The 25,230-nt window shown below is 67.7% G+C and carries 24 protein-coding genes and 1 tRNA gene; 12 read left to right on the plus strand and 13 right to left on the minus strand.

Annotated elements, in window-relative coordinates; all coding sequences use genetic code 11:
- Nucleotides 1–51: 51 nt before the first annotated feature.
- A complete protein-coding gene (locus RTX79_RS07810; protein ID WP_312683060.1) occupies nt 52–339 on the minus strand; it encodes a DNA-binding protein in 288 nt (95 codons plus the stop codon).
- Nucleotides 336–752 (minus strand): hypothetical protein, encoded by a 417-nt coding sequence (locus RTX79_RS07815; protein WP_312683061.1) that lies wholly within the window; start codon nt 750–752, stop codon nt 336–338. Before RTX79_RS07815 ends, RTX79_RS07810 begins: the two co-directional genes overlap by 4 nt.
- A 613-nt stretch (nt 753–1,365) precedes the next feature.
- Between RTX79_RS07815 and RTX79_RS07820 the strand changes: the two genes are divergently transcribed.
- Nucleotides 1,366–1,980, plus strand: coding sequence for a hypothetical protein (locus RTX79_RS07820; RefSeq protein WP_312683062.1), 615 nt, complete (start codon nt 1,366–1,368; stop codon nt 1,978–1,980).
- An 8-nt stretch (nt 1,981–1,988) separates the two neighbouring features.
- Entirely contained in the window at nt 1,989–2,672 is a 684-nt protein-coding gene (locus tag RTX79_RS07825) for a GNAT family N-acetyltransferase (RefSeq protein WP_312683063.1), read from the plus strand.
- Nucleotides 2,673–2,917: 245 nt separating this feature from the next.
- Here RTX79_RS07825 and RTX79_RS07830 read toward each other — a convergent pair.
- The 5 genes from RTX79_RS07830 to dtd all read right to left on the minus strand — a co-directional run bounded on the left by RTX79_RS07830 (nt 2,918) and on the right by dtd (nt 8,102).
- Nucleotides 2,918–2,993: transfer RNA gene (locus tag RTX79_RS07830), tRNA-Ile, on the minus strand.
- A 112-nt stretch (nt 2,994–3,105) separates the two neighbouring features.
- Entirely contained in the window at nt 3,106–4,017 is a 912-nt protein-coding gene (locus RTX79_RS07835; RefSeq protein ID WP_312683064.1) for a cyclic nucleotide-binding domain-containing protein, read from the minus strand.
- 120 nt (nt 4,018–4,137) lie between these two features.
- Nucleotides 4,138–5,580, minus strand: coding sequence for a type II toxin-antitoxin system HipA family toxin YjjJ (gene yjjJ, locus RTX79_RS07840; RefSeq protein ID WP_428695975.1), 1,443 nt, complete (start codon nt 5,578–5,580; stop codon nt 4,138–4,140).
- Nucleotides 5,581–5,719: 139 nt separating this feature from the next.
- On the minus strand, nt 5,720–7,570 hold the full coding sequence (rpoD, locus tag RTX79_RS07845; RefSeq protein WP_042614468.1) for an RNA polymerase sigma factor RpoD: 1,851 nt from the start codon (nt 7,568–7,570) through the stop codon (nt 5,720–5,722).
- A gap of 91 nt (nt 7,571–7,661) precedes the next feature.
- On the minus strand, nt 7,662–8,102 hold the full coding sequence (gene dtd, locus RTX79_RS07850) for a D-aminoacyl-tRNA deacylase (protein ID WP_312683066.1): 441 nt from the start codon (nt 8,100–8,102) through the stop codon (nt 7,662–7,664).
- Nucleotides 8,103–8,162: 60 nt separating this feature from the next.
- Here dtd and RTX79_RS07855 point away from each other — a divergent pair, with 60 nt between their 5' ends.
- From RTX79_RS07855 to RTX79_RS07870, 4 genes are all read left to right on the plus strand, one after another.
- Nucleotides 8,163–9,080, plus strand: coding sequence for a lauroyl acyltransferase (locus tag RTX79_RS07855; RefSeq protein WP_312683067.1), 918 nt, complete (start codon nt 8,163–8,165; stop codon nt 9,078–9,080).
- A gap of 63 nt (nt 9,081–9,143) precedes the next feature.
- Complete coding sequence (ribA, locus tag RTX79_RS07860; RefSeq protein ID WP_312683068.1) at nt 9,144–10,259, plus strand: GTP cyclohydrolase II RibA; 1,116 nt, start codon at nt 9,144–9,146, stop codon at nt 10,257–10,259.
- Between the two features lie 57 nt (nt 10,260–10,316).
- Nucleotides 10,317–10,817, plus strand: a complete 501-nt coding sequence (locus RTX79_RS07865) for a PH domain-containing protein (RefSeq protein ID WP_057507485.1) — start codon at nt 10,317–10,319, stop codon at nt 10,815–10,817.
- Entirely contained in the window at nt 10,814–12,358 is a 1,545-nt protein-coding gene (locus RTX79_RS07870) for a PH domain-containing protein (protein WP_312683069.1), read from the plus strand. The genes RTX79_RS07865 and RTX79_RS07870 overlap by 4 nt, the downstream gene beginning before the upstream one ends.
- 19 nt (nt 12,359–12,377) lie before the next feature.
- Here RTX79_RS07870 and RTX79_RS07875 read toward each other — a convergent pair whose 3' ends face one another.
- Nucleotides 12,378–13,412 (minus strand): CDP-glycerol glycerophosphotransferase family protein, encoded by a 1,035-nt coding sequence (locus tag RTX79_RS07875; RefSeq protein ID WP_312683071.1) that lies wholly within the window; start codon nt 13,410–13,412, stop codon nt 12,378–12,380.
- Nucleotides 13,413–13,512: 100 nt separating this feature from the next.
- On the opposite strand from RTX79_RS07875, the gene RTX79_RS07880 reads away from it, so the two are divergent.
- Nucleotides 13,513–14,307 (plus strand): glycosyltransferase family 2 protein, encoded by a 795-nt coding sequence (locus RTX79_RS07880; RefSeq protein ID WP_312683072.1) that lies wholly within the window; start codon nt 13,513–13,515, stop codon nt 14,305–14,307.
- A gap of 6 nt (nt 14,308–14,313) precedes the next feature.
- Here the strand turns inward: RTX79_RS07880 and RTX79_RS07885 are convergent, their stop codons facing one another.
- From RTX79_RS07885 to def, 5 genes are all read right to left on the minus strand, one after another.
- The gene (locus RTX79_RS07885) at nt 14,314–15,540 is read right to left on the minus strand and encodes an O-antigen ligase family protein (protein WP_312683176.1); all 1,227 of its coding nucleotides are present in this window, start codon (nt 15,538–15,540) and stop codon (nt 14,314–14,316) included.
- A gap of 179 nt (nt 15,541–15,719) precedes the next feature.
- The gene (locus RTX79_RS07890) at nt 15,720–17,441 is read right to left on the minus strand and encodes a glycosyltransferase family 39 protein (protein WP_312683073.1); all 1,722 of its coding nucleotides are present in this window, start codon (nt 17,439–17,441) and stop codon (nt 15,720–15,722) included.
- Between the two features lie 25 nt (nt 17,442–17,466).
- Nucleotides 17,467–18,798, minus strand: a complete 1,332-nt coding sequence (gene rsmB / locus RTX79_RS07895; RefSeq protein ID WP_312683074.1) for a 16S rRNA (cytosine(967)-C(5))-methyltransferase RsmB — start codon at nt 18,796–18,798, stop codon at nt 17,467–17,469.
- A 4-nt stretch (nt 18,799–18,802) separates the two neighbouring features.
- Nucleotides 18,803–19,726: a methionyl-tRNA formyltransferase gene (gene fmt, locus RTX79_RS07900; RefSeq protein WP_057507512.1), complete on the minus strand. Its 924-nt coding sequence runs from the start codon at nt 19,724–19,726 to the stop codon at nt 18,803–18,805.
- A gap of 119 nt (nt 19,727–19,845) precedes the next feature.
- Nucleotides 19,846–20,358 carry a peptide deformylase gene (def, locus tag RTX79_RS07905; RefSeq protein WP_057507479.1) on the minus strand — a complete coding sequence of 171 codons (513 nt, stop codon included), beginning with the start codon at nt 20,356–20,358 and terminating at the stop codon, nt 19,846–19,848.
- A 131-nt stretch (nt 20,359–20,489) separates the two neighbouring features.
- On the opposite strand from def, the gene RTX79_RS07910 reads away from it, so the two are divergent.
- The 5 genes from RTX79_RS07910 to RTX79_RS07930 all read left to right on the plus strand — a co-directional run bounded on the left by RTX79_RS07910 (nt 20,490) and on the right by RTX79_RS07930 (nt 25,118).
- A complete protein-coding gene (locus RTX79_RS07910) occupies nt 20,490–21,629 on the plus strand; it encodes a LysM peptidoglycan-binding domain-containing protein (RefSeq protein ID WP_312683075.1) in 1,140 nt (379 codons plus the stop codon).
- 90 nt (nt 21,630–21,719) lie between these two features.
- A complete protein-coding gene (dprA, locus tag RTX79_RS07915; protein WP_312683076.1) occupies nt 21,720–22,871 on the plus strand; it encodes a DNA-processing protein DprA in 1,152 nt (383 codons plus the stop codon).
- A 16-nt stretch (nt 22,872–22,887) separates the two neighbouring features.
- Nucleotides 22,888–23,361, plus strand: a complete 474-nt coding sequence (locus RTX79_RS07920) for a DUF494 family protein (protein ID WP_057507476.1) — start codon at nt 22,888–22,890, stop codon at nt 23,359–23,361.
- 39 nt (nt 23,362–23,400) lie between these two features.
- Complete coding sequence (locus RTX79_RS07925; RefSeq protein ID WP_312683078.1) at nt 23,401–24,135, plus strand: pilin; 735 nt, start codon at nt 23,401–23,403, stop codon at nt 24,133–24,135.
- Between the two features lie 53 nt (nt 24,136–24,188).
- Nucleotides 24,189–25,118, plus strand: a complete 930-nt coding sequence (locus tag RTX79_RS07930; RefSeq protein ID WP_123699259.1) for an RDD family protein — start codon at nt 24,189–24,191, stop codon at nt 25,116–25,118.
- Nucleotides 25,119–25,230 lie beyond the last annotated feature (112 nt).

Below are 25,230 nucleotides of genomic sequence, written 5' to 3' on the forward strand. Positions count from 1 at the left end.
AAGGGTGCCATCACCTACGGCATCCGCGCGAATATCGGCGAGCAGAAACGCTCATCTCACCTCCACGCGCAGCTGGATACCCAGCGCGCGCATCACGCCCAGCACGTTGTCGAAGTACAACGGACGCGTGCCGCTCAACTGCTTTCGCATGGCATCGTCGCTCAGTCCGCATTCGCGCGCCACGTGGCTGATGCCATGCAGTTCGGACACCAGTAACAGCGAGCGCGCGAAGGTCTTCTGATCGTAGTGGAACATGTGCAGGCGATGGTCCAGGTAGTCGGCCATGTCGGCGGCACGCCGGTTTTCCAGATGGGCATTGGCGGATTCGTAGGGCGTCATGCCTGCCTCCACATGGCATCGGCCGAAGAGCGCACCAGTTCGCGTCCGGAGACGATGAGCTCTTCGATCATGAAGCCGTGGAAGCCTGGCTGCGGCAACGCCTCCTGCTGGCCCAGCTGAACCGCGTGCAGGACCTCGAAAATAGACGCCAGCGCCTGCAAGGTACGGATGGACACGGCGACGTGCGCGGTGCCTTTAAGGTCGGGATGGCAGCCCGTTCCGGTGCGCGATGCATCGACTGCCTCCCCTGAAAGAAGCCGCAGATGCATCACACGATGCTGGTTGTTGCGCGAGGTTTCGAATTCTTCCAGCCGCCGCTCGAGGCGTTCGATGAAGTGCGGCGGGAAGTCCTGCATCCGCTCGCCCATCAGGGCGTACAAGCGCTTCGCGCTCAGGGGATAGTGCGGGTCCATTGCATGCCTCACAAAGCTTGAGGCCACCCGCGCCAAGGCGCTGGGTGGCGGGCGATGCGGGTTAGCATACCGGGCGGATGTACAAAAAATGGCCGGCGGATCAAGGATCCCCACGCATCGCCCGCCGTATAACCGATGGGCAATGCAGTGCATTCTCCGCCGTGCCCAAAGGGCAAAACAGAGCCAAAAAGTACATCCGCTATCAGGATGCTAATCCCGACTGGCGCTCTTCGTCGCCAGCCCGTCCATAGCACCAGCTGATGGCTCACGCGTACATGGGCGAAATTGCAAAACGTATTTGATCAGCATCGACCGCGTTCCCGCGGGTCACGGCATGTCGTCTTCAGGCCGCAGATTGCGGCAGCCAGGGCGCCGTTAGGACACAGGTGTCGACCTGTTTGCGACGGTCACGCCTCATACGTGCACAACTGATGCCGGAGGTGCATCGCGCATCGACCCGATTACCGGCCATTGAAAGAAACGACGGTTGTCCACGCTTGCAATCCCGGAGGATCTGAAGCTGACAGGCACGCTGCTCCGGCGTTGACCGATGACGCGGGCAAACAGCACGCCTGCAACGCAATCCACCCTTCGCCGCTCGAGGATCCAGATCATGCTACGTCCCTGCCCGCCCCTCACCCTGGAGATTCTGCGGCAGCGTGCCGATCCAGAAGGTCGCTGCACAAACCCGGCCGCGATCCTCGAAGTCGCCGCGCTTTTCGACCTGCAGCAGGCGTCTGCGACGGACATCGTCGACGGGCTGGCCTTGGCCCGCAGCCGGGTGGAGGCGCCACTCGCTTCGTCAGCCACCTTTACGGCAGTGCAGGCCATGGCGCCGGCGGCGATCCTGGTGCATCGGCCGCATGGCAGGGTCACCGGCCTGCTGGCCACCCTGCCACTGGATGGCGAGGCGCTGGCACGGCTTCGCGCCGGCGCACTGGATACCCGCAACCCCGCGCCGGGCCAACTGCTGAAGCCGCACCAGCCCGCTGCAGCGTCGTATACGTGGATCGTCGCAGCGTCGTCGCGGACCAGTGCAAAAGCGCTGGTACAGGGCCTGGCCGCCATCCATTCGCTGCTCACCTGGCGCCTGGTGGCGTGCGCGCGCGCTGTCACTGCTGACGGCGCGCGCGTTCTGACCTCGTTCGGCTTCCAATCCGCCGCTGGCCCCGTGGGGTACATGGAGCTTCCGCCGCTGGATGCGCCGCTGCAGGGCTTCCGGCTTTGAACGCCGCGATGACGACCGAGGAAACCGACATGCCGACACCGACACCGACACCGACACCGACACCGACACCGATCAGCATCCGCGTTGCGCGCACGCTGCACGATCTCACGGACGTCATTGCCGTGCGCTCCATCGTCTATGTCGAAGAACAACACTGTCCGCTTCACGAAGAGTTCGATGGAAACGACGTGGCCGGCTCCACCCACCTGCTGGCCACAATCGACGCGGAAGCTGCAGGCGTCCTCCGCATCCGCTGGTTCGCCGATTTCGCCAAGGTCGAACGCGTGGCGGTGCGTCGGCGATACCGTGGCGGCATGGTCAGCAGGGCACTGCTGCAATCGGCGTTTTCGCTGGCTGAGGCCAAGGGGTATCGGCGCATGCTGCTGCATATCGAACCCAGCCTGGTGGAATATTACCTGCGCTACGGATTCCAGCCGCGGCAAGGTCGGCCGCGCTTCCATTACTCGGACCGAGAGTACATGGAGGTCATCAAGGAGCTCATGCCCGCCAGCGACGCCATCAGCATGGACAGTCCCGCGCTGTGTGTCGTGCGGCCGGAGGGCGCGTGGCGGGAGGCGGGAGTTCTGGATCTGTCCAGCGCGCGGGGTATCGCGCAGCGCGGGGGAGTCTGTGACGAAGTCTGTAAAGACGCCCAAGGCCGATCTGGCATTGGCGAAGAAGCGCAGGAATGAGGTGATCAAAAGGGCTGGAACCAGCACGTTGGATCGCGCTTTGACGACTTTTTGACACCTTCTATACGCTCAGCCGCGCAGCCACCGCGTCGGGCTATCGGATTCTCGTTGACCTCGTGCCGGCGAAGCAACCGCACAGCAAGCGGCGGAAGGGCACGACGGGGCCTGTCGCCCGCGCGGGATGAGATGAAACTCCGCCGCTCGTGGACGGCCGCGTGGGGCAACTTGGAAGTGCCTGATCCATCTGGTGGGCCCACCAGGATTCGAACCTGGAACCAAAGGATTATGAGTCCTCTGCTCTAACCGTTGAGCTATAGGCCCGCTTGCGGCCGCCCAGTCTAATGCAAGGCGGTAGCCGCACTCCAGACACCCATGCGTCACCGTGCGGTGCACGCAACGTGCCGACCACCGAAGGCCGGCACGTTGCCACCGGTCACGCCACCGCGAACGGTCCCTGCCGCTCGAAGTAACGACGCAGGCGGGTGCAGGCGGACGCGAGCACCGCCTCAAGGTCGTCGCTGGGGTCCGGCTGCCACGCCACGTTGACCACGCCCGGCAGGTCTTCCACGCCGGCATGCTCGCCACGCGCTTCCAGCAGCACGGTACGGTCGCTGCCCAGCACGCCCAGCAGCACGCCGGTTTCCATCAGCAGCGCATCGCGCGTGGCCGGCCAGGCATCGGCCGATGCCGGTGCCTTGTCGTCACCGGAGATGACCACCGCGAAATCCACGCCTGCCGCCAGTTCCTGCAGACGCTGCACGGACAACCCTCCACTGCGGGCCAGGCCGTCCTGCCACTGGCGCACGGTGAAGCCTTCGCAGGCCAAGGTTTCCTGCACCACCTGCGCGGCGGCAGTCGCCTGTGGCGAGGCCAGCACCAGCACCTTGGTGCGGTCGCGGGCACTGCCGATGTGGTCATTGCGCTGGTACAGCCTGCGCGCCAGCTCCTGCGCCACGTAGCGGTGGATCTGCGGGAACTGTTCGGCAAGGTCTTCCAGGCGGGCCGCACTGACGCGCGCGACGACACTCGGCTCTGCCGCGACCACGGTGGCCGAGCGGATCTGCGTCGGCTGTACGGCGGCCATTTCTCCCACGTGCTCGCCGGCATGGCGTCGTGCGACGCGCTTGCCATTGACGAATACGTCGAAGGATCCGGTCACGATGAAGTAGACGTCATTGTCCACTCCACCCTGGTGAATGACGGCGGCACCGGTCTGTGCCTCCAACAAGGTCACGCTGCTGGCGAGTGCTTCGGCGAGTACCTTGTCGCCGCGTACCAGTTTCTGTTCGGACAGCGTGTACAGCAGGTTGCGGCGACCCTCGTCACCGGTGAAGCGAGCCAACATTGAAGTCCCCCTGTGGACTGCATCCGTCATGGATGGCATGTCCAGATTACCCGTGATCTGTGACGTGGAGCACACGTTTTAGGCAAATTTGCCGCCAACACCTGAACAACCTGAATGCGCTCAGCCACCGTAGCGGTACCCCATCACCGCTACCCGCTTTGCGTTCTCCGCCGCCAGCCCTTTCAGCACATCGGATCGGATGGCCGGCGAGGCCGCTACCCGCTCCCAGAAGCGTACTGCCAACGGTGCCGCCCATGCCAGATGAAGCAGGTCCCCGTTGCCCGTGGGCGCCACCGGTGCGAGGGGCGCCGCCGCACGCAGTACGCCGGTCCGCGAAGGCGCCAGCGACATCGGCAGCATGTCGTAGGCGGGGGCCAGGGGCAGTGCTCCGGCGTCCTGAAGATGGAAGCCTATGTTTCCCTGGTGCATGTCCGTGTTACCGATCAGACGGCCAAACGCGTGCAGCCGTGCCATGGCCTGCACCGTGGCCGCGCTCAGCCAGTTCTGCGCCCGCAACTGCTCCCCCGCCGTGGCCCAGTCCGCCGTCGCTTCGCCGGTGAAGGCCGCTGACAGGGCAAGCAGGGACACCAAGCCACGGCGTCCCAACAGGTCGGGGGTGCGGTCGAAACGCTCTACTTCCAGGAAGGTGTGGGTGTCGGACTGCAGCAGCGAGGAGCGCGCCGCCTCGACGCCGGCGTCGCGCAGGGTGTCCAGCGCCAGATGCTCGCATGCCAGCAGATCCGACCAGCGCTCTGCGGCCTCCCCTGCCGCGGGCTGGGCGAACTTCACCAGCACCGCGCAACGACCTTCAGGGTGCTCGACGGTCGCGGTGAACTTCGGTTGCTCGCCGCCAGGTGACGACCCGATGTCTTCGCCCTCCACCGCAGCCAATGCGCGCTGCGGGTAGTGCCGGAGGCGGTCATCGGCGGCAACCCGGTCCGGTGGCTCGTCGATGCCGGCGAGGGCGTGCTGTACGGCCGCCCCTCCCAGCAGCAGGTCGCCGGCTTCGGTACCACCGGAATGGACCAGCGCCAGCAGCACATCACCCAACTGCCAGCGATTCAGGTCAGCCGGCACACCCAGCGCCGATGCGTGCCGGTGGGCGAAATTGCGACCCAGGAAGCCCTGCGGACGCTGATCGTCAAGGAACCACGGCAGGCCACGGAAGCAGGCATCCACGTCGCTGTCCGGCGATCGCTGCAGGTTCGGCCGCGGACGGTTCGCCTCGAAGTGGAACGCACCGCCGCTGAGCGCGTGCAGTTGGCCCAGATCTTCCAAGGTGGCATCGGCACGCAGGCGGTAGAGCGGCCATTGGCTGCCGGCGGCGGTGTTCTGCCGCGCCGCATAGGCGGTAGCGCGGGTACGACCCAGCCGGATCACCTGGCTGCCTGCCTGCGCGACCAGCCGGCTCAATGCCATGCGATTGATCCCCAGGCGCCCGGCCAGTTCACCGGCCATGATCGGCTCGCCCGTAGACAATTGGGCTAGAAGCGTCGGGACGTCAGGAGACCGGCGTGTCGGCATGCGCTCAGTGTTACATGCTTTGTTACGTAATTCCCACATCCAGGAACCACTGAGCCCTTGTTCCAAACGCGCCCAAGGCGGCGGATGTTACGTAATCTGTTACGTAAATAGAATCATGATCAACAAAAAAACCCCGCCGGAGCGGGGTTCTTCAAGCGACTTCAGGCACCGACGAAAATCAGTCGATATCCAGGAAGCTGCGCAGCTGCTCGGAGCGGCTCGGGTGACGCAGCTTGCGCAGCGCCTTCGCCTCGATCTGACGGATGCGCTCGCGGGTGACGTCGAACTGCTTGCCGACTTCTTCCAGCGTGTGATCGGTGTTCATGTCGATGCCGAAGCGCATGCGCAGCACCTTGGCTTCCCTCGGGGTGAGGCCGGCCAGCACGTCGCGCACGGTTTCAGACAGGTTGATGTTGGTGGTGTTCTCGATCGGGGACTCCACGTTGGTGTCCTCGATGAAGTCGCCCAGATGGGAATCCTCGTCGTCGCCGATCGGGGTTTCCATCGAGATCGGCTCCTTGGCGATCTTCATCACCTTGCGGATCTTGTCTTCCGGCATGTCCATTTCCTTGGCCAGCTCCTCCGGCGTGGCCTCGCGGCCGTACTGCTGGAGCATCTGGCGGGAAATGCGGTTCAACTTGTTGATCGTTTCGATCATGTGCACCGGGATACGGATGGTGCGCGCCTGGTCGGCGATCGAACGGGTGATGGCCTGGCGGATCCACCAGGTGGCATACGTGGAGAACTTGTAACCGCGACGGTATTCAAACTTGTCCACGGCCTTCATCAGGCCGATGTTGCCTTCCTGGATCAGGTCGAGGAACTGCAGGCCGCGGTTGGTGTACTTCTTGGCGATGGAGATGACCAGGCGCAGGTTGGCCTCGACCATTTCCTTCTTGGCCTTGCGCGCACGGGCTTCGCCGTAGGCCATCGCACGGCTGATTTCCTTCAGGTCATCCAGGCTCAGCAGGGTGCCCTTTTCGATATCGATCGTGGCCTGCTGTTCGGAGATGATCTGGTCCTTGACGTCACGCAGGGCCGAGGACCACTTCTGCTTGCGCTTCAGTGCGTCTTCCACCCACTCAAGGTTGGTCTGGTTTCCTTCCCACGAACGGATGAAGTCCTTGCGCGGCATGCGCGCGGTGACCGTGGCCAGGTTCAGCACGCGACGCTCATGCGACTTGATGCCGGCCATGGTGTCGCGCAGCTGCTTGGTCAGCACGTCGGTCAGCGGCAGCGGCAGCTTCAGGGTGACGAACACCGCCGACATCTCCTCGCGGAGCTTCAGCAGGTTCTTGCCATCGCCCTTGGCGGCCGCCTTCTTGAAGGCGTTGAAGGCATCGGCCAGCGCCTGCATGCGCGCGGCGACTTCTTCCGGGTCCGGACCGGTCGGGCCGGCTTCTTCCTCGGCGTCGTCGCCGTCTTCTTCCTCGTCCTCGTCCTCATCGGCATCAGCGTCATCGCTGGTGTCTTCGACGACGGCCGGGGCCGGCACTTCTTCGGACAGGTCGTTGAAGCCGACGATCACTTCGGCCAGGCGCTTCTTGCCTTCCTTGTGCGCTTCGTAATCGGACAGCAGCGATTCGACCGACACCGGGAACAGGCCGAGTGCGGCCTGGACCTGACCCAGGCCTTCTTCGATGCGCTTGGCGATGGCGATTTCGCCTTCGCGGGTCAGCAGTTCGACGGTACCCATTTCGCGCATGTACATGCGCACCGGGTCGGTGGTGCGGCCACCTTCGGTGTCGAGTGCGGTCAGTGCGGCAGCGGCTTCTTCAGCGGCGGTGTCATCGACCTCGCGGTTGCCGGTGTTGCCATCATTGAGCAGCAGGGTTTCAGCATCAGGGGCCACTTCATGGACATCAATGCCCATGCCGTTGATCATGCCGATGATGTCTTCGATCTGCTCCGGATCGACCATGTCGTCGGGCAGGTGATCGTTGACTTCGGCATAGGTCAGGTAGCCCTGTTCCAGGCCCTTGCTGATCAGTTGCTTGATTTCGGATTGGGCAGGACGTTCGTTGGCCATGGATGCTCGCGCCACCGGCTGGAGTAGGAAAAGGGAACGTAGCATTATACCAGCCCCTCGCCCGGCCTGCCCGGGCGGTGGTCCCGGGGGGTCAGGGCCTGAGCAGGAAGGTCACGGGACCGTCGTTGACCAGGCTGACGACCATATGGGCGCCAAAGCGTCCCGTTTCCACCCCGTAGGCATGCTTTTCACGACATATCTCCACAAAACGGTTGAACCCGCGTTCAGCCTCGGCCGGCGCCGCCGCCGTGGTGAAGCTGGGACGCATGCCCGAGGCGGTGTCGGCGACCAGGGTGAACTGGCTGACCAGCAGCAAGCCACCCCCGGTGTCGCGAAGCGACCGGTTCATTTTTCCCGCCTCGTCAGCGAATACACGGTAGCCGAGCAGCCGATCGGCCATCCGCTGCAGCTGCGCCTCTGAATCGCCGGGCTCCATGCCGACCAGGGCCAGGAGCCCCGGGCCGATCTGCCCCACGACGTGCGCGTCGACATGGACGGCGGCCTGGCTGACGCGCTGGATCAGGACAAGCATGCGGAGCTCCAAGCAGGGACAGCCCGCCACCTTAGCAGCGGCCACGGTAAACTTGGCCGGATGAATCCGGAACGCAAAGCCCGGCTGGCCTACCGGGCCGCCACCCTGTTCACCCGCCTGCCGTGGCCGGTCCTGCGCGGCTTCGCCCACGCCTTGGCCTGGGCATGGATCCGCGGCAACGCGCGGGAAAGCCGGGTGACCCGGCGCAACCTGGAACTGGCCTACCCGGAACTGGACAGCGCACAGCGCGCGCGGATGCACCGCGATGTGCTGCGCTCGACCGCCCTGCAGGCCGTTGAAACGCTCTGGCTGTGGACCCGAGCCCCCGCCAGCAACCTGCGCGGGCACCTGAAGGAACGCCACGGCGAGGCGCTGTACGACGCCGCGCTGGCGTCCGGCAAGGGCGTGATCGTGGCCGCCCCGCACTTCGGCAACTGGGAGCTGTTGAACCAGTGGCTGGCCTCGCGTGGGCAGATCGCCATCGTCTACAAGGCACCGGACGATCCGGCCGGCGATGCCTTCCTGCAGATCGTGCGCGGCGGCGACGGCGTGCGCCAGGTCCGCGCCGAAGGCCCTGCGGTGCGCCAGTTGTTCAAGGTGCTCAAGGACGGCGGCGCTACCGGGATCCTGCCCGACCAGCAGCCCAAGGCCGGCGACGGCGTGTTCGTGCCGTTCTTCGGCATGCCCGCCCTGACCATGACCCTGGTCAACCGGCTGGCCGAGCGCACCGGCGCCACCGTGCTGTACGGGTGGTGCGAACGGACCGGCCCGGACATGCAGTTCGCCCTGCACCTGGAAGCTGCCGATCCGGCGGTCGCCGACCCGGACCTGCACGTGGCCGCCGCCGCGCTGAACGCCGGCATCGAGCGCATCGCACGGCGTGACCCGGCGCAGTACCAGTGGACCTACAAGCGCTATACCCTGCGCCCGGACGCGGACGAACCCAACCCCTATGCAACCGCCCGGCATCCGCACTGACGGTTGATTCCGACGCCGCAATCCCCATTTATCGCTGAGTTGCCCCCCCTGCCCGGTCCTGCCATGCCTGCTGCCTTCTCCTCCCTGTTCGGTGACCCGGCGGCGATCCGTTGCGAACGCGCGGTCGCCGAGCTGCGATCAGGACGCCCGGTGCTGATCACCGGCGAGGCCCAGCAGCGGTTGGCGGTGATCGCGCTGGACAGCGCCACGGCGCGCAGCTTCGATGCGTTTGCCGGCCTGGCCGACGGCCGCCATTACCTGTTCCTGACCGAAACCCGTGCCCGCGTGCTGGGCATGGAAGCGCCGCACGGCGTCCGCCTGCCGTTGCGCGGGGTGCAGTTCGACGCCCTGCCCTCGCTGGGTTACCTGCGCGAACCCGGCCCGATGCCGGCAGGCTGCAGCGCCGGCGATGCGCTGGATGCAGGTGCGGTGGAGCTGGCACGCCTCGGCCTGCTGCTGCCGGCAATGGTGGGCCTGCCACTGGATCCGGCCGATTCGCGCTTCGATGCGGCCGCCCAGGTGGCACTGTGCGACCTGGCCGAAGGCGCTGCCCACGCCGCACACGATTACGAACTGGTGGCGCGCTCGCCGGTGCCGTTGCGCGACATCGGCATGACCACCTTCGCGGTGTTCCGCGGCGGCGTAGCGCAGCGCGACCAGGTCGCGATCATCGTCGGCCAACCGGACCTCAGCGCCGTGGTGCCGGTGCGCGTGCATTCGTCCTGCCTGACCGGCGACCTGTTCGGCTCGTTGAAGTGTGACTGCGGCGACCAGTTGCGGCGCGGCCTGCACAAACTCAAGGAACTCGGCGGCGGTGTGCTGCTGTACCTGGACCAGGAAGGCCGTGGCACCGGCATCGCCGCCAAGATGCGCGCTTACGGTTACCAGCACGACGGGCTGGACACCATCGATGCCGATGCGCAGCTCGGCTTCGGCGCCGACGAACGCCGCTATGGCAGCGCCGTGGCGATGCTGCGCGGGCTGGGCATCGCGCGGATCGCGCTGCTCAGCAACAACCCGACCAAGGCGCAGCGCCTGCGCAATGCGGGCATGGACGTGGTCGAGTGCATCCCGGTGACCGGTGACATCACCACCGAGAACGAGCACTACCTGCGCACCAAGGCCGAGCGCGCCGGCCACCTGCTGGACGTGGACGCACTGATCCAGGCCGCCCAGTAGCATGGCGCAGGCCCGGCCCTGCTAACGTTGTCGCCATTGCCTGCATCGGGAGCCTGCGTGACCTCACTTTCGACCCCCACTGACACGCCCGACGGCTGGCAGCTGCTGCCGCTGCGCGCGGCACGCCTGGCCGCGCTCGGCGGTCTGCCGGCCGGTGCGGTATTCCCCGGGCTGCCCGCCGCCGCGGCGTGGTGGCTGCTGGACCTGCCGGGCGGCATTGCCGTAGCCATTGCCTGGCTGCTGGCCGGTGCCCTGCTGGGGGCGCGGATCGGCTGGCGGCGCATGCGCCGCACCTGGTGGCGGCTGGATGCGACCGGGCTGGGCCTGCGCCGCGACCTGTGGTGGCAGCGCGATACCCGCGTGCCGACCTCGCGCGTGCAGCACCTGGATGTCCGCCGTGGGCCGCTGCAGCGCCGCGCGCGGCTGGCCACGCTGGTGGTCCACACCGCCGGCAGCCGCTTCAGCGCGGTGGTGCTGGACGGCCTGGACGAAGCCGACGCAGAGCACCTGCGCGACACCCTCGCGCGCCAGCTGGACCAGGACGCCGACGCCCTGTGAGTACTGCCCCCCCGCCCCTGCCCAGCGCCGACCACGAGCGCCGGCTGCATCCGTGGTCCTGGTTGTTCGTGCTCCTGCTGCAGCTGCGCCAGTACCTGCTGCCGCTGGTGGCGCTGCTGGTGTTCGGCCAGCGCGGCGACCGTGATCCGCTGTGGGCCCAGCTGGGCCCGCTGATCGTCATCGCGGTGCTGGTGCTGGCCTCGGTCCTGCAGTACCTGAGCAACCGTTACCGGATCGGCGAAGACGGCATCAGCATCCGCAGTGGTGTGTTGGCACGCAACCGGCGCGAAATCCCGTTCGCGCGCATCCACAACGTGGTGGTGCACCAGAACCTGCTGCACCGGCTGTTCGGGGTGGCCGAACTGCGACTGGAATCAGCCGGTGGCAACCGTCCTGAAGCCGAAATGCGCGTGCTGCGGCTGGATGAGGCACTGGCGCTGGAACAGCGCGTCCGCCACCGCGGCCCGGCGCCGCAGGTGGACGCTGGCCGTACCGATGCCGGCACGCCTCCCCCGCTGCCGGAAACCGACGAGCGCCACCTGCTGCTGCGCATGCCGCCCGGCGAAGTCGTGAAACTGGGCCTGCTGTCCAACCGCGGCTGGGTGATGGTGGCCGCGGCGCTGGCGGCGTTGGTGCAGGTGGTGCCCCGGCGCAGCATGGATGCGTTCGTGGAGCAGGGAGGGCGCCAGGCCTTCGGCTATGCCAGCGGCCTGCAGCCCGGGATCAGCGGCCTGCTGCTGGTGGCAGCGGCCGTGTTGATCGTCGGCTGGCTGGCGCTGCGCGCGCTGTCGGTGCTGCTGGCCCTGCTGCGCTACTACGGCTTCGAACTGAGCGAACAGCAGCGGCGGCTGACCGTCAGCAGCGGCCTGCTGAGCAAGGTGCGCAGCAGCGTGGCGCTGCGCCGCATCCAGGCCTGGACGCTCAGTGAAACCCTGTTGCAGCGCTGGGCCGGTCGGCGCCAGCTGCGCATCGACAGTGCTGCCAGCCAGACCCATGATGAAAACCAGCAGCGCGGACTGCGCGAGCTGGCCCCGCTCGCCACGCCCCAGGCCTGCGATGCGCTGGTGCGCCACCTGCTGCCACAGGTGCAGTGGCCACCCGCGCACTGGCAGGCAGTGCCGCTGCGCGGCAGCTGGCGGTTGTGCATCACCAGCCTGTGGCTGACCCCGCTGCTGGCGGCAGGCTTGACCTGGCGCTGGGGCTACCTCGGCCTGCTGGTGCTGGCCTGGCTGCCGGGGGCGCTGTGGACCGCGCGCCTGCAGATGGCGCGCATCGGCTGGCACCTGGACGGCCAGCACGTCGCACTGCGCGGCGGCTGGTGGCGCCGGTGGTGGCGCTGGGCGGAACTGGACAAGCTGCAGGCGCTGCGCCTTTCACGTTCACCGCTGGACCGGCTGCTGGGCACCAGCAGCGTCTGGCTGGATACCGCCGGTGCACGTGGCGACGTCGCGCTGTGCCTGCGCTATCTGCCGCAGGCGCAGGCCGCGGAGGTCCTGCAGACACTCGGTGCCGCCCTCGCAAGGCGCAAGCTGCGCTGGTGAACCAGCGCGGCACGCCGGGTCAGCGGGTGCGCGCCGGGCCCCAGTAGCCGATGCGCCGGCGCAGCTTGATCTTGCGCCAGAAGTTCAGCGGCTTGGGCTTGCGGTTGCGCCCGCCCTTGGCGACGAAATCATCGATCGCCTGCAGGATGCGCTCGCTGGAACGCCCGTCGCGGTAGGGATGCAGCGTATCGGCGAACTCACGGATGGCCGCCATCAGCTCCGGCGGCCGTGCCAGCGCGCGCCGGATCGCGCCCTCGAACGCGGCCGGATCATCGATGTCGATGAGCTGCGGACCGGGCCGACGGTTCTTGAAGGTGACCACCGGCTTGTAGGTGAGCAGGAACTCGTTCAAGGCCGAAGAGGTGTCCGAACACATCAGGTCGACCTGCGGGAACAGGTCCAGGATGTTGTCGTTGTCGGCGAACCGCAGGTACTGGCTTTCCAGCGCGCGGTAACGCGCCACGATCTCCGGGTCCATCTTCGGGTGGAAGGTGACGATCCAGCGCCACTCGCCGGTGCGCGACAGCCGCGCGATCTCGTCGTACAGCACGCCGGCCGCGCTCCAGGACGGCGAGAACGTCGAGTGGTACAGCACCACCGGGGGCTCGCGCACCGGTTCGGGCTGCGCCGGCAGCTGGCTCATGAACGGGTCGATCTTCGGGAATCCGGTCTCCACCACCGCAAAGTGGCCCTGCGCCTCGGCCAATGCCGAAAACGCGGCCGTGTCACGCGGGCCGGTGGTGCAGTACAGGTCGAAGAATCCACGCACGTAGATGTGCCGCGGCTTGCCTGCGTCGAAACCGTGGAAGGTCTCCACCTTCACGCCGGGGAAGAAGTGCGGCACCGCATTGGACGAGGTGATCACCGCATAGGGGTCCCAGGCACGTACCTGTTCCACCGTCAGCAGGGTCTCGTCCGCGGCGAGGTCTTCCGCGCCGGGGCCATCGAAAAACCAGGCCGTTTCGTCGCCGCGCGCCCGGATCGCCGCCTGCACGGGCCGCAGGATGGCCAGCGCGTAACGTTCCGATCCGTATAACAGGTAGTGGCGTGGCACGTCGGTCTGCTCCTCTTCGATGGCCGGCGGCTAGTATCGCATCGCCAATCGGCGGTGTCGCTGCTAGGCTCTGCGACGAACACGCCCAAGGCCCGGTTGCATGACCTCTCCCCGACCCGAACCGCGCGCGCCCTTGTCGGCCTGCATCATCACCTTCAACGAAGCCGACCGACTGGCCGACTGCCTGGCCTCGCTGTCGTTCTGCGATGACATCGTGGTGGTTGATTCGTTTTCCACCGATGCCACCGTGGAAGTCGCCCGTGCCGCCGGCGCCCGCGTGCTGCAGCGGCACTTCGATGGCTTCCGCAGCCAGAAGGACTTCTGCGTGCAGCAGGCCGCGCATGACTGGGTGCTGTGCCTGGACGCCGACGAGCGCGTCTCCGCAGCGCTGCGCCAGAGCATCGAATCGGTGCGCGCGGCCGGCTTCGGCAGCGTCGCCGGCTATCGCTTCGCGCGGTGTTCGGAATACTACGGACGGTTCCTCAAGCACGGCACCGCCTATCCCGACCGCGTGCTGCGCCTGTTCGACCGCCGTCGTGGCGGCTGGCGCGGCGACCGCGAGATCCACGAAGCGGTGTCGCTGGACGGTCCGGCCGCGCTGCTGGCAGGCGACCTGCTGCACCACCCGTTCCGCAACTTCATGCAGCTGCTGGACAAGAAGCAGAAGTACGCGCGGATGATGGCCGAACATGAGTTCGCCCGTGGTCGCAGGGCCACTCTGGCCAAGCTGGTGCTGGCCCCGGCGTGGCGGTTCTTCCGCGGCTACGTGCTGCGCGGGGGCATGCTGGATGGGTGGCCGGGCCTGATCGAATCCTTCGTCAGCGCCAACTACGTGCGGCAGAAGACGATCATGCTGTGGCTGCTGCAGAACGGGCAGCCGGTCGGCGGCAAGTAACGCCGTTCAGGCCGCGCCGGTCGCCGCCGCGGTGGACAGCCGACGCTGGTGGCGCAGGGCCTCCAGCCGCGACAGCCCGGCCAGCACGCCGACGATGGTGGCGTAGAAACTGGCGGTGATCTGGTGGGCGAACATCGACTGGGTCAGCCCGCACAGGATGTAGCTGACCACGATCAGTACACCGGCAGCGGCCGGTCCACGGAAGGTTGCACGGCCACTGCGGCGATGCAGCCACAGGAACAGCCACAACGGCACGCCGTACACGGCCAGCAGCAGCAGCACGCCCGGCGCGCCCTGGGTGGCGCCCCATTCGGCCAGGTCATTGTGCGCGTGGCCCAGGTGGCAACGCGGCTCCAACGGGTTGGCACGGCACTCGGGCAGGCGCTGCATGGCGTTGTCGAAATGCCCCACGCCGACGCCGGTCAGCGGATGGTCGACGAAGGTCTCCCAGGCGACCTGCAGGCGCTCTACGCGGGCCCCTGCGGACGAATCGGTATCGCCGTGTTCAAGCCGCTGCACATCGCTGTGCAGCTCGGTCAGCCGCACCTGGTGGCGCAGCTCCGGCACACTGATCACCGCCACGCCGGCCACGCCAAGCAGCGCTGCCAGCAACAGAAGGCGCAGGCGCAACGTCCGCCAGCGCAGGCTCAGCGCCATCACCAGGAATACCGCCAGCAAGGCCAGCAGCGCGCCGCGGCTGCCGGTCAGCACCAGCGTCGCACAGCCCAGCGCAACCGCTGGCAGGCCCCAGGCCCAGCCGCGCACACCGTGTGGCCGGCAGAACAGCGCCAGCACCAGCAGCATGACCACCATGTCGGCGAGCACGATGGCATTGGTGAACAGCTCGGCACGCGGCGCACCGCCCAGCACCTGCCGCAGCGACAGCGCGAAGACCAGCGTCAATCCCAGCAGGGCGCCGCGCCACAGCCAGCGCAACCGCAGGTCCAGCGCGCATACCCACAGTGCGATCCAGGGCATCACAAAGAACCGCGAACGGTTGTCCACATCGCGCAGTCCGTGTTCGAACAGCAGCACCGACACCACCCCGCCGACCAGCACCGCCAGCATCAGCAGCCCCAGTACCCGCAGCGTCGGCCGCGCATCGTGGCGGGCACCCCACAACAAACCGGGCACCAGCAGCGTACTGGCCAGCAGCAGCAGGCCGAACGGCAGCAGGTTGACCGGCGCGGACACCACCAGCGCCGGCATCACCACCAGTCCCAGCTGACCCATGCCGCGGGCAATGCGCGCGCGCGTGCCCTGCGGCGTCAGCGACTCGCCGGGATCAGAAGGAGAACGGAAGGCAGGCACACTCACGGGGCGGTCATCAGGTCAGGTCGGCGACGGGCAGGATTCTGGCCAGCCGACACACAACGTGCGCTGTCCGAAGGATGGCAAGGCACGACGCAGGTTCACTCCTCGAACTGCCGCGCCTGCAGCGCACGCTCACGCTCGCGCTGGTCCGCGGGAAGCTCGCAGGGACCCTGCACTGCCCCAGCCGGCACCAACCACCAACGACGGCGGTTGGATATTCCGGCCAGCTCGGCACGGCTGCGGTCCACGCAGGGCAGCACGGCATCCTGCTGCACCAGCAGCCAGCGCGTGGCCGGCGCCTGTGCCTGCCATGCCACCCCGTCCTGCAGCTGTGCGTCCCAGCCCTTCTGGAACCCGAAGGTCGCCGCCGGGCGGTCGGCCATCAGCAGGTTCTGTTCCTTCCACGCCACCAGCCCCAGTTCGGCGTCCGGCCCGATCCGCTGGCCGACCGTCTGCATCAGCCCACTGGCCGAACTGGCACTGTTCAACAGCGGGTAGCCGACCAGGCTGTACAGCAGCCACACCACCGTCAGCGTGGACACCACGCCCAGGTGGGCGCGGCGATGCCCCCAGGCCAGCAGGCTGATCACACCCCAGCAGCCCATCGCCACCGCCGCCCACGCCAGTGCGGCAATCGCGGCCTGGTCCAGGCCACGCGAATCCATCAGCCTGGCGTCGAAGTCCCCCTGGCCGGTCAGCAGCGCCGTGCCCGCGCCGAGGGTGAACAGCACCAGCGCCGCGGTGAAGGCGGCCAGCAGCCACTGGAATGCGCGCTTGCGCAGCAGTCCGGGGATCAGCGGCGCCAACGCCAGGCAGAACATCGGCAGCGACGGCAGGATGTAGACGTCGCGCTTGCCATCGGGGATGGAGAAGAACAGCACGATCAGCGCCCACCAGCCCAGCAGCACCAGGTAACGCGGATCGCGCCGGCGCAGGCGTCGCCACCAGGCCGGGATCGCCCACGGAATGGCCAGGAAGGCGGGAAGCCACATCGACGGCATCGTCGCCAGGAAGTACCACCACGGCTGGTGGTGGTCCCAGGACTTCGTATAGCGCCCGGCGGTCTGCCGGAACAGGATGTCGTCCATGTAGGCGCGGTATTCAACCGAACCGGTCGACAGCGCGGTCACGACCATCGGCACCAGCCACAGCGCGATGGCCAGCAGGAACATCAGCGGCGCCACCCAGAACTGCCAATGGCGCACGCTCAGCCCCACCCTGCGCCAGCCCCACAGCGAGGCCAGCGCGGCCGGGACGATCATCAGCAGCGCGACCACGCCGACGCCCTTGGTGATCACCCCCAGCCCGGCGGCGAACCAGCCGAACCACCACCAGCGCCACGCCGGCCCCAGCAGCAGGTGCCGGATCAGCCCGTAGTTGGCCAGGGTGATGAAGAACACGATCAACGGATCGATCTGCGCCTTCTTCGCCTGGAAGGTGAAGTGCAGCGCGAACAGCAGCATCCAGGCCGCGTACAGGCCTACCCGCCGCGTCCACAGCCGCCGTCCGAGGTCATGCACGCACCACAGGGTGCCCAACGCCGCCAGCATCGACGGCAGCAGGAAGGCGATACGCCAGTTGCCGATGATCGAGTACAGCGTGGCCTGCAGCCACATCAGCATCGGCGGCTTGTCCGAATACAGCTCCAGGCCGCGGTGCGGGAACAGCCAGTCGCCGCTGGTCACCATCTGCTTGGCGACCAGCGCGAAACGCGGTTCGTCCGATGGCCAGGGATCGCGCAGGCCCAACCCGGCGCCCAGCACCAGCAGGGCCATCAGAACCAGCAGCCAGGTCTCACGGGAAGCGCGTGTGGTCAGCATGTGCACCGCTGCAACGGAAAAGGGATCAGGCGCTTTTTACCAGACGCGCGTAGAAAAAGCCGTCACCACCATCATCGCCGGGCAGGCGCTGACGTGCCACCCCTGCGCAATCAATGCCGAATCCGACATCGAGCGCGTCGGCGGACGCATCCGGATGCCATTTCAGGAAGGCCTGCACCTGGTCGATGTTTTCCGCACGCAGGATCGAACAGGTGGCATACAGCAGCACGCCACCCGGACGCAGCATCGACCAGCACGCTTCCAGCAACCGCGCCTGGACGCCGACCAGCGCCTCCACGTCCTCGGCGCGACGGTGGAACATCACATCAGGCTGGCGGCGGATGATGCCGGTCGCCGAACACGGGGCATCCAGCAGGATCGCGTCGAACGGCACCCCGTCCCACCACGCGCCCGGATCACTCGCATCGGCCACCTTGATCTGCGCATCGGCGCCCACGCCGGTGCGCGAGAAGGTGTCCTTGACCCGCGCCAGCCGGCGCGCATCGATGTCCAGCGCCAGCAGCCGCAGCGACGGATCACGTTCCAGCAGGTGCGCGGATTTGCCGCCCGGGGCCGCACAGGCGTCGAGCACGCGCGCACCCGGCGGCGGTGACAGCGCATCGGCGGCGCACTGCGCCGACAGGTCCTGCACCGACAGCGCGCCGTCGTTGAAGCCGGGCAGCTGGTTGACCGCCGCCGAAGATGCCAGGCGGATCGCATCGGCACAGACCGGGCCGGCCTCGGCGCTGATGCCGGCGGCCTCCAGCGCGGCCAGCGACGCCGCACGTTCCCCGTGCTGGCGGTTGACGCGCAGCCACAACGGCGCGGGCTGCAGGCTGGCGGCGAAGATCGCCTCGGCCTGGCCCGGCCAGTCGCGCTCGATGCTTTCGGCCAGCCAGGCCGGGAACGCATCACGCGGCGGCTGCACGGGGAATCCTTCGCGCTGCGCCCGGCGCAGGATCGCGTTGACCAGGCCTGCCTGGCGCTCACGCCCCAGCGCGCGGGCGGCGTCGACGGTAGCCGACAGCGCGGCATGGGCCGGCAGTTCCAGTACGTCCAGCTGCGCGAAGCCGACCATCAGCAGCGTGCGCAGGTCGGCATCGCGCGCCGACAACGGCTTCTGCATCCAGCTGGCCAGCGCCGCGTCGTAGGTGCTGCGCCGGCGCAGCACTGCAAAGCACAGCGCTTCCAGCAGCGCGCGGTCGCGGGTGTCGGCCAGCTTGGGCAGCGCCCAGGCCAATTCGGCCTTCAGCGAACGCCCGCGGGTGAACACCTGGGCCAGCACGCGCGCGGCCAGCATGCGCGTGGCGGCACCCGGCGCGGCGTGGGAAATCTTGAGGTCATCCTGCTTGCTCACCGGCTCAGGCTCCCACGCGCAGGTCGCGGCGCGCGTTGAGGTAGTCGGCCGCGGTGATCGCCTTGCCGCCCTCACGCTGCAGCACGCGCAGGCGCAACGCGCCCTGCCCGCAGGCGATGTCGATGCCCTCGCGGGCAGCGCCGATCACCGTGCCCGGTGCATGCCCGCCGTTGTCCTCCAGCGCTACCGCGCCATGGATGCGCACGCGTTCGCCGGCCAGCTGCGCTTCGGCGATCGGCCACGGATTGAAGGCCAGCACGGTACGCGCCAGCGCTGCGGCATCCCGGCTCCAGTCCAGCCGTGCTTCGGCCTTGTCCAGCTTGTGCGCATAGGTCACCCCTTCAACCGGCTGCGGCTGCACCACCGGCTTGAGGCCGGCGCGCAGCAGGCCCAGGCCATCGGCCAGCACCTGCGCGCCCAGTTCGGCCAGCTTGTCGTGCAGTTGTCCGCCGGTATCGGTGGGCAGGATCGGCAGCGCCTGCTGCAGCAGGACCGGGCCGGTATCCAGGCCGGCTTCCATCTGCATCAGGCACACGCCGGTCTGCGCGTCACCGGCCTGGATGGCACGCTGGATCGGCGCCGCACCGCGCCAGCGTGGCAACAGCGAGGCATGCACGTTCCAGCAGCCGTGGGTGGGAATGGCCAGCACCGCACGCGGCAGGATCAGGCCGTAGGCCACCACCACCATCAGGTCCGGCTGCAGCGCGCGCAGCTGCTGCTGGGCGGCCTCATCCTTCAGGTTTTCCGGCTGGAAGACCGGGATCCCGCGGGCGACCGCTTCCAGCTTCACCGGCGACGGCGCCAGGCCGCGTCCGCGCCCGGCCGGACGGTCCGGCTGGGTGTAGACGGCCACCACTTCGTGATGGCGCGCAGCCGCGCGCAGCGACGACACCGCGAACTCCGGCGTACCGGCAAAGACAATCCTCATGGTCACCCCATTGCGCAGGCCAGCGGCCTGCAGGTCAGAAAACGGCACCGCGCTCCGGTGCCGCAGGGTCCGCGCAGGCGCGGACGGTCGGCACGGCAGCGGCCGCGCCGGGTGATGGATCAGGCGACGTGCTTGCGCGCCTTGGCCAGCTTCTTGCGCACCATCTCGCGCTTGAGCGGCGACAGGTAGTCAATGAACAGCTTGCCGTCCAGGTGGTCCATCTCGTGCTGCACGCAGACCGCCAGCAGGCCGTCGGTGGCCAGTTCCTGCGGTTGTCCCTGGCGGTCCAGGTAACGCACGGTGATCTGGTCGGCACGGGTCACGTCGGCAAAGATGCCGGGAACCGACAGACAGCCTTCCTGGTACACCTGGCCACCGTCCTGCTGGACGATTTCCGGGTTGATGAAGACCATCGGCTGGTTCTTTTCTTCACTCACGTCGATGACCATGAAGCGCTTGTGCACGTCCACCTGGCTGGCGGCCAGGCCGATGCCGGGGGCGTCGTACATGGTCTCGAACATGTCGGTCAGCAGCGTCTGGAAGGCCGGCGTGGTGACCTCGGCGGCGTCGATCAACGCGGCCTTGGTGCGCAGGCGCGGATCGGGAAACTCGAGAATTGGGAGCAGTGCCATGGCAGTAATCGTCTGGGTGGGGGCCGGTCAACGCCGGCCTGCGTTGTAATTCTATCGCCAACGCTTGCCCTGCGCCCCGGTTTCTGGACTATAGTGCGCCAACCTGTTGGGGAACCGGGCTGACCACTCCTATGTTGCTACGAATCCGCACGGTCGTCGCCGCGGCGATGTTGACCGTTGCCGCCTATGCTACCGCCGTTGAAATGAACGGGCACCCGACCACCTATGTCGTCCAGAAGGGCGACACGCTGTGGGATATCTCTGCGCGCTTCCTGAAAAAGCCTTGGCTTTGGCCGGAAATCTGGCAGGCGAATCCCCAGGTGGCGAACCCGCACCTGATTTACCCGGGCGATGTGCTCAGCCTGGCCTACCTGGACCGCGTCGTTGCGCGACAGGACGCCGGACCGCGCCAGGAAGCGCCGATCACCGGCATTCCGCTGTCCCAGGTCGAGCCCTTCCTGAAAGAGCTGAGCGTGGTCGATCGCATCGATCACCTGCCTTACGTGGCGGGGCTGGAAGACAACCGCCTGCGTGCCACCGCCGGCCAGCTGGCCTACGTGCACGGGCTGGACGGTGCCGCCGTCGGCCAGCGCTACGCCGTGGTCCGTCCGACCGTGCGCTATGCCCTGCCCAAGCCCTCCGAGGACCTGGATGCCAGCGGCCGCACCACGCCGGGCAGCGGCAACCTGTGGAAGGACTTCACCGTCCCGAACAAGCGTCCGCACCAGCAGTTGGGCTATGAGCTGGCCAAGGTCAACGTCGGCACCATCCTGCGCCTGCCCTCGGGCAAGGTGGATGTGGCCACGCTGGCCCTGCAGGGCACCGGCGACGGCCGCGAAGTACGCGTCGGTGACCGCCTGGTCCCGGTGGAAGCCACCCCGTACGACCTGCAGTTCTTCCCGCACGTCCCGGCGCCGGGCACCGATGGGCTGGATGTCCGGGTGCTGGCGGTAGCGGACATGCTGCTGTCCGGTGGCGCGCGCGATGTCATCGCCTTGTCGGCTGGCAGCGCGCAGGGCGTGGACAACGGCACGGTGTTCTCGCTGTGGCGCCAGGGCAGCCACGTGAAGCATGTGATGAAGGTGCCGAATTCGTCGCAGATGGACGATTCGCGCGTCGACGGCTACAACCGCCTGACCATGCCGGATGAATATGCCGCCCATGCCATGGTGTTCCGCACCTTCGACAACGTCAGCTATGCGCTGGTGATGGAAGGCATCAAGCCGGTCCTGGTGGGCTACAACGCCCGCCACCCCGACGCGACGGAATAAGGGGACCGGCGGCCGACGGCCGCCACCCACTGACAGCAGACCGCAGCGGCGCCCTAGGGCGCCGTTGTCATCTGCGCGGCAGGCTGGGCCATGGATGAGGAAACCCGAGCACTGTTGACCCTGGTCCTTGCCGGCGGCGGCTTGGCGGCGCGGCGCGCACTGGCCTGCGCCCGCCCCTGCGTGGCCGCCGCGCTGGACGCCGGGCCGGTGGCGTGGCGGCAGGCGGGCTGTTCGCCCGGCCAGCAACGCCGCCTGGCCGCACCCGATGCCGGCGCACTGGACGACGCCATGCGCTGGCTGCAGCAGGCCGACCACCACCTGGTGGCGGCCAGCGACGAACGCTTCCCGGCCCTGCTGCGCAGCATCCCGGAGCCGCCGCTGGCGCTGTTCGTGCACGGCGACCCTGCCACCGCATGGCACCCGGCGATCGCAGTGGTCGGCAGCCGTTCGCCGACACCGGGTGGGCGCGCGCTGGCGGCGGAATTCAGTACGGGGTTCTGCCAGGCGGGCCTGGCGGTGACCAGCGGGCTCGCCGCCGGCGTGGATGCCGCGGCCCACCAGGCTGCGCTGGCCGCCGGTGGCATCACCGTCGCGGTGATCGGCAACGGACCGGACCTGGTCTTCCCCTCGCACCACGTCGCGCTCCAGCGCGAAATTGCCACACGCGGCGCCGTGGTCAGCGAGTACCCGCCAGGTACACCGGCCCGGCCGGCGCACTTCCCGGCGCGCAACCGGCTGGTCGCCGGCCTGACGATGGCGACGGTGGTGATCGAGGCAGCCAACCGCTCCGGCGCGCTGATCACCGCACGGCTGGCCGCAGAGGCCGGACGCGAGGTCTGCGCCCTCCCCGGTTCGGTGCGCAATCCACGGGCGGCCGGCTGCCACCGCCTGATCCGCGACGGCGCCGCGCTGGTGGAAGCCCCGGCCGAGGTGATGGCCCTGGTCGCCCCGCTGCTGGCCAGGGCCCTGCCCGACTTGCAAAGTCGCCTCCAGGCCCCCACTGAACAGGGACGGCGAGCCCACCTTCCCGCACACCTGGCGTCCGAACCGGACTACCAGACCTTGTGGAAAGCGCTCGACCACGACCCAATCCCTATGGATTCATTGATCATGCACTGTGGATTGACGGCCGCCCGGCTGTCCTCCATGCTGCTGGCCATGGAACTGGCGGGTATCGTGGTGTGCGAACACGGCCGCTACTGTCGAAACCCTGGTTTCCCAACCTCCACAGCGTCCAGATGACGCAGGCCGAGGGGCAATGAAAGAGAGCATTCTCGATGTGCTGCTGTACCTGTTCGAACACTATTTCAGCGAAGACGCTGATCTCATCCGTGACCGCGACTCGCTTCAGAACGGCCTGATCCAGGCCGGCTTCAGCCCGGCCGAAACCGCCAAGGCCTTCGATTGGCTGGATGCGCTGGCCGCCCAGCGCCCCACCGTGTCGCAGGCCCGGGTCGACGGCCCGGTGCGCGTCTACCACGGTCCGGAGCTGGACAAGCTGGACGTGGAATGCCGCGGCTTCATCCTTTATCTGGAACAGCACGGCATCCTGGACGCCGACCAGCGCGAGCTGGTGCTGGACCGTGCCATGGCCCTCGACCAGGACGAACTGGACCTGGATGACCTCAAGTGGGTCGTGCTGATGGTGCTGTTCAACCAGCCGGGCTCGGAAGCGGCCTACGCCTGGATGGAAACGCAGATGTTCATGGACGAGCCAGAACCCCTTCACTGACCGTACACTGCATGCCTTGCGCATACAGGGGGCGTTCACGTGAGCGAGTGGTTCCATGCCGAGGGCAGCCGTCAGGTTGGCCCGGTTTCGGCTGAAGACATGGGGGAGCTGTTCCGGGGCCACCGGATCGGGTTGGACACGCTGGTGTGGCGCGAGGGTCTGCCGACCTGGCAGCCGCTGCGCACGGTGGTGGACGAACTGGGCCTGACCGCCGTTCCCGCGGCCGGTCCGGTCGTCGTCCCGCCGCTGCCGCCAGGCCTTCCGCCGGCTCCCCCGCCGTCCACCGCGCCGTATGCCGGCCCGGGCACGGCCCTGCCGATGCAGGCCGCGAAGAAACCGCTGTCCGGCTGTGCGATGACCGCGGTCATCGGCGGTGCGGCGTTGCTGGTGCTGGTGCCGGTGTGCGCCATCCTGGCCGCCATCGCGCTGCCGGCCTACAAGGACTACACCATCCGCGCCAAGGTGGCCGAGTCCATCAGCGCGCTGCAGCCGCTCAAGGCGCAGGTGGCGGAGTTCGCCAACAGCGAAGGCCGCTGCCCGACCAGCGCCGATCCCGATTTTCCAGCCCACGACCACTACACTGCACACGGTCTGTCGAGCGTGCAGTTGGGCCAGTTCGAGAACGATCACTGCGGTATCGAAGCGACGTTGGCGGTGGGCGAGTCACGCGTCGATGGCGACCTGCTCTGGCAGGAGTACGATCCGGCCACGTCCCGTTGGGAATGCAGCGGCGACAGCACCGATAAATACCTGCCCGTGAACTGCCGCGACTGAGCCGGCGCGCGGGGATGGAACCGATTTCCAAGGAAGACCCACAGGGGACGATGATGAGTGAGTGGTATTACGCCGAAGGCCAGCAACGCCAGGGCCCGGTAGGCGAGCAGGAGATCCGCCAGCTGTTCCAGCGCAGCCAGATCAGCCTGGACACGCTGGTATGGCGCGAGGGCATGGGGCAATGGGCCGCGCTGCGCACGGTGGTCGATGAGCTGCAGCTGCAGACCTTGGCCACGGTGGCCGCCGAGCCGAGCACCGGTTTCGACCTGCGCGGCGACTATGCCGCCATCGACAACGGCACCGCGCCGCTGCCCGGCAGTGGCCCGCTCAGCGCATCGCCGTACGGCGCATCCGCCGCATCGGTGGCCTATGGCAGTGCCGTGCCGGTACACGGTGCCGAGGTGCTGTACGCGGGCTTCTGGAAGCGGTTTGCCGCTTACATGATCGACTACGTCATCCTGACCGCCAGCTCGATGATCATCGGCGCGATCGTGGGACTGGGCATCGGGGGCGCGGCCAGCCTGGCCGGCGGCGGTTCGACCACGGCCGGCGTACTCAGCCAGCTGCTCGGCGCGCTGATCGGCTTCGGCATCAGCCTGGCTTACTACGGCTGGTTCCACGCCTCCGTGGGCGGTGCGACGCCGGGCAAGATGGCGCTGGGCATCAAGGTGGTGCGCAGCGATGGCGACCGGATCTCCGGCGCGCGTTCGGTCGGGCGCTATTTCGCGACCCTGCTGAGCAGCCTGACCCTGCTGATCGGCTACATCATGGCCGCCTTCACCGAGCGCAAGCAGGCCCTGCACGACATGATCTGCGACACCGTCGTCGTGGATAAATGGGCCTTCACCGACCAGCCGCACCTGCAGCGTCCGCAGCTCGGCGCGGTGGGCGTGGTGGTGCTGGTGCTGACCGGCATCCTGTTCATCGGCCTGATCATCGCGATGGTGGTAGCTGTTGGGGCGATCGCCGGGATGGCCGGCTGAATACTGGCGGATACGGCGCGGGCGCTTGACAGAGCGCTCACGACGTGATTCCTCTAATAAGGTAAAAGCTGAACGCCCGGCTCATCCCCGGGCGTTCAGTTTATGGAAATCG

The sequence above is a fragment of the Stenotrophomonas chelatiphaga genome (genome assembly GCF_032054965.1).
GTDB lineage: Bacteria > Pseudomonadota > Gammaproteobacteria > Xanthomonadales > Xanthomonadaceae > Stenotrophomonas > Stenotrophomonas chelatiphaga.

Excerpts from the sequence above, each read along its gene's own strand:
- RTX79_RS07810 (WP_312683060.1), bottom strand. The coding sequence starts at position 339 with ATGACGCCCTACGAATCCGCCAATGCCCATCTGGAAAACCGGCGTGCC.
- RTX79_RS07815 (WP_312683061.1), bottom strand. The coding sequence starts at position 752 with ATGGACCCGCACTATCCCCTGAGCGCGAAGCGCTTGTACGCCCTGATG.
- RTX79_RS07820 (WP_312683062.1), top strand. The coding sequence starts at position 1,366 with ATGCTACGTCCCTGCCCGCCCCTCACCCTGGAGATTCTGCGGCAGCGT.
- RTX79_RS07825 (WP_312683063.1), top strand. The coding sequence starts at position 1,989 with ATGACGACCGAGGAAACCGACATGCCGACACCGACACCGACACCGACA.
- RTX79_RS07835 (WP_312683064.1), bottom strand. The coding sequence starts at position 4,017 with ATGTTGGCTCGCTTCACCGGTGACGAGGGTCGCCGCAACCTGCTGTAC.
- yjjJ (WP_428695975.1), bottom strand. The coding sequence starts at position 5,580 with ATGTGGGAATTACGTAACAAAGCATGTAACACTGAGCGCATGCCGACA.
- rpoD (WP_042614468.1), bottom strand. The coding sequence starts at position 7,570 with ATGGCCAACGAACGTCCTGCCCAATCCGAAATCAAGCAACTGATCAGC.
- dtd (WP_312683066.1), bottom strand. The coding sequence starts at position 8,102 with ATGCTTGTCCTGATCCAGCGCGTCAGCCAGGCCGCCGTCCATGTCGAC.
- RTX79_RS07855 (WP_312683067.1), top strand. The coding sequence starts at position 8,163 with ATGAATCCGGAACGCAAAGCCCGGCTGGCCTACCGGGCCGCCACCCTG.
- ribA (WP_312683068.1), top strand. The coding sequence starts at position 9,144 with ATGCCTGCTGCCTTCTCCTCCCTGTTCGGTGACCCGGCGGCGATCCGT.
- RTX79_RS07880 (WP_312683072.1), top strand. The coding sequence starts at position 13,513 with ATGACCTCTCCCCGACCCGAACCGCGCGCGCCCTTGTCGGCCTGCATC.
- RTX79_RS07885 (WP_312683176.1), bottom strand. The coding sequence starts at position 15,540 with ATGGGTCAGCTGGGACTGGTGGTGATGCCGGCGCTGGTGGTGTCCGCG.
- RTX79_RS07890 (WP_312683073.1), bottom strand. The coding sequence starts at position 17,441 with ATGCTGACCACACGCGCTTCCCGTGAGACCTGGCTGCTGGTTCTGATG.
- fmt (WP_057507512.1), bottom strand. The coding sequence starts at position 19,726 with ATGAGGATTGTCTTTGCCGGTACGCCGGAGTTCGCGGTGTCGTCGCTG.
- def (WP_057507479.1), bottom strand. The coding sequence starts at position 20,358 with ATGGCACTGCTCCCAATTCTCGAGTTTCCCGATCCGCGCCTGCGCACC.
- RTX79_RS07910 (WP_312683075.1), top strand. The coding sequence starts at position 20,490 with ATGTTGCTACGAATCCGCACGGTCGTCGCCGCGGCGATGTTGACCGTT.
- dprA (WP_312683076.1), top strand. The coding sequence starts at position 21,720 with ATGGATGAGGAAACCCGAGCACTGTTGACCCTGGTCCTTGCCGGCGGC.
- RTX79_RS07920 (WP_057507476.1), top strand. The coding sequence starts at position 22,888 with ATGAAAGAGAGCATTCTCGATGTGCTGCTGTACCTGTTCGAACACTAT.
- RTX79_RS07930 (WP_123699259.1), top strand. The coding sequence starts at position 24,189 with ATGAGTGAGTGGTATTACGCCGAAGGCCAGCAACGCCAGGGCCCGGTA.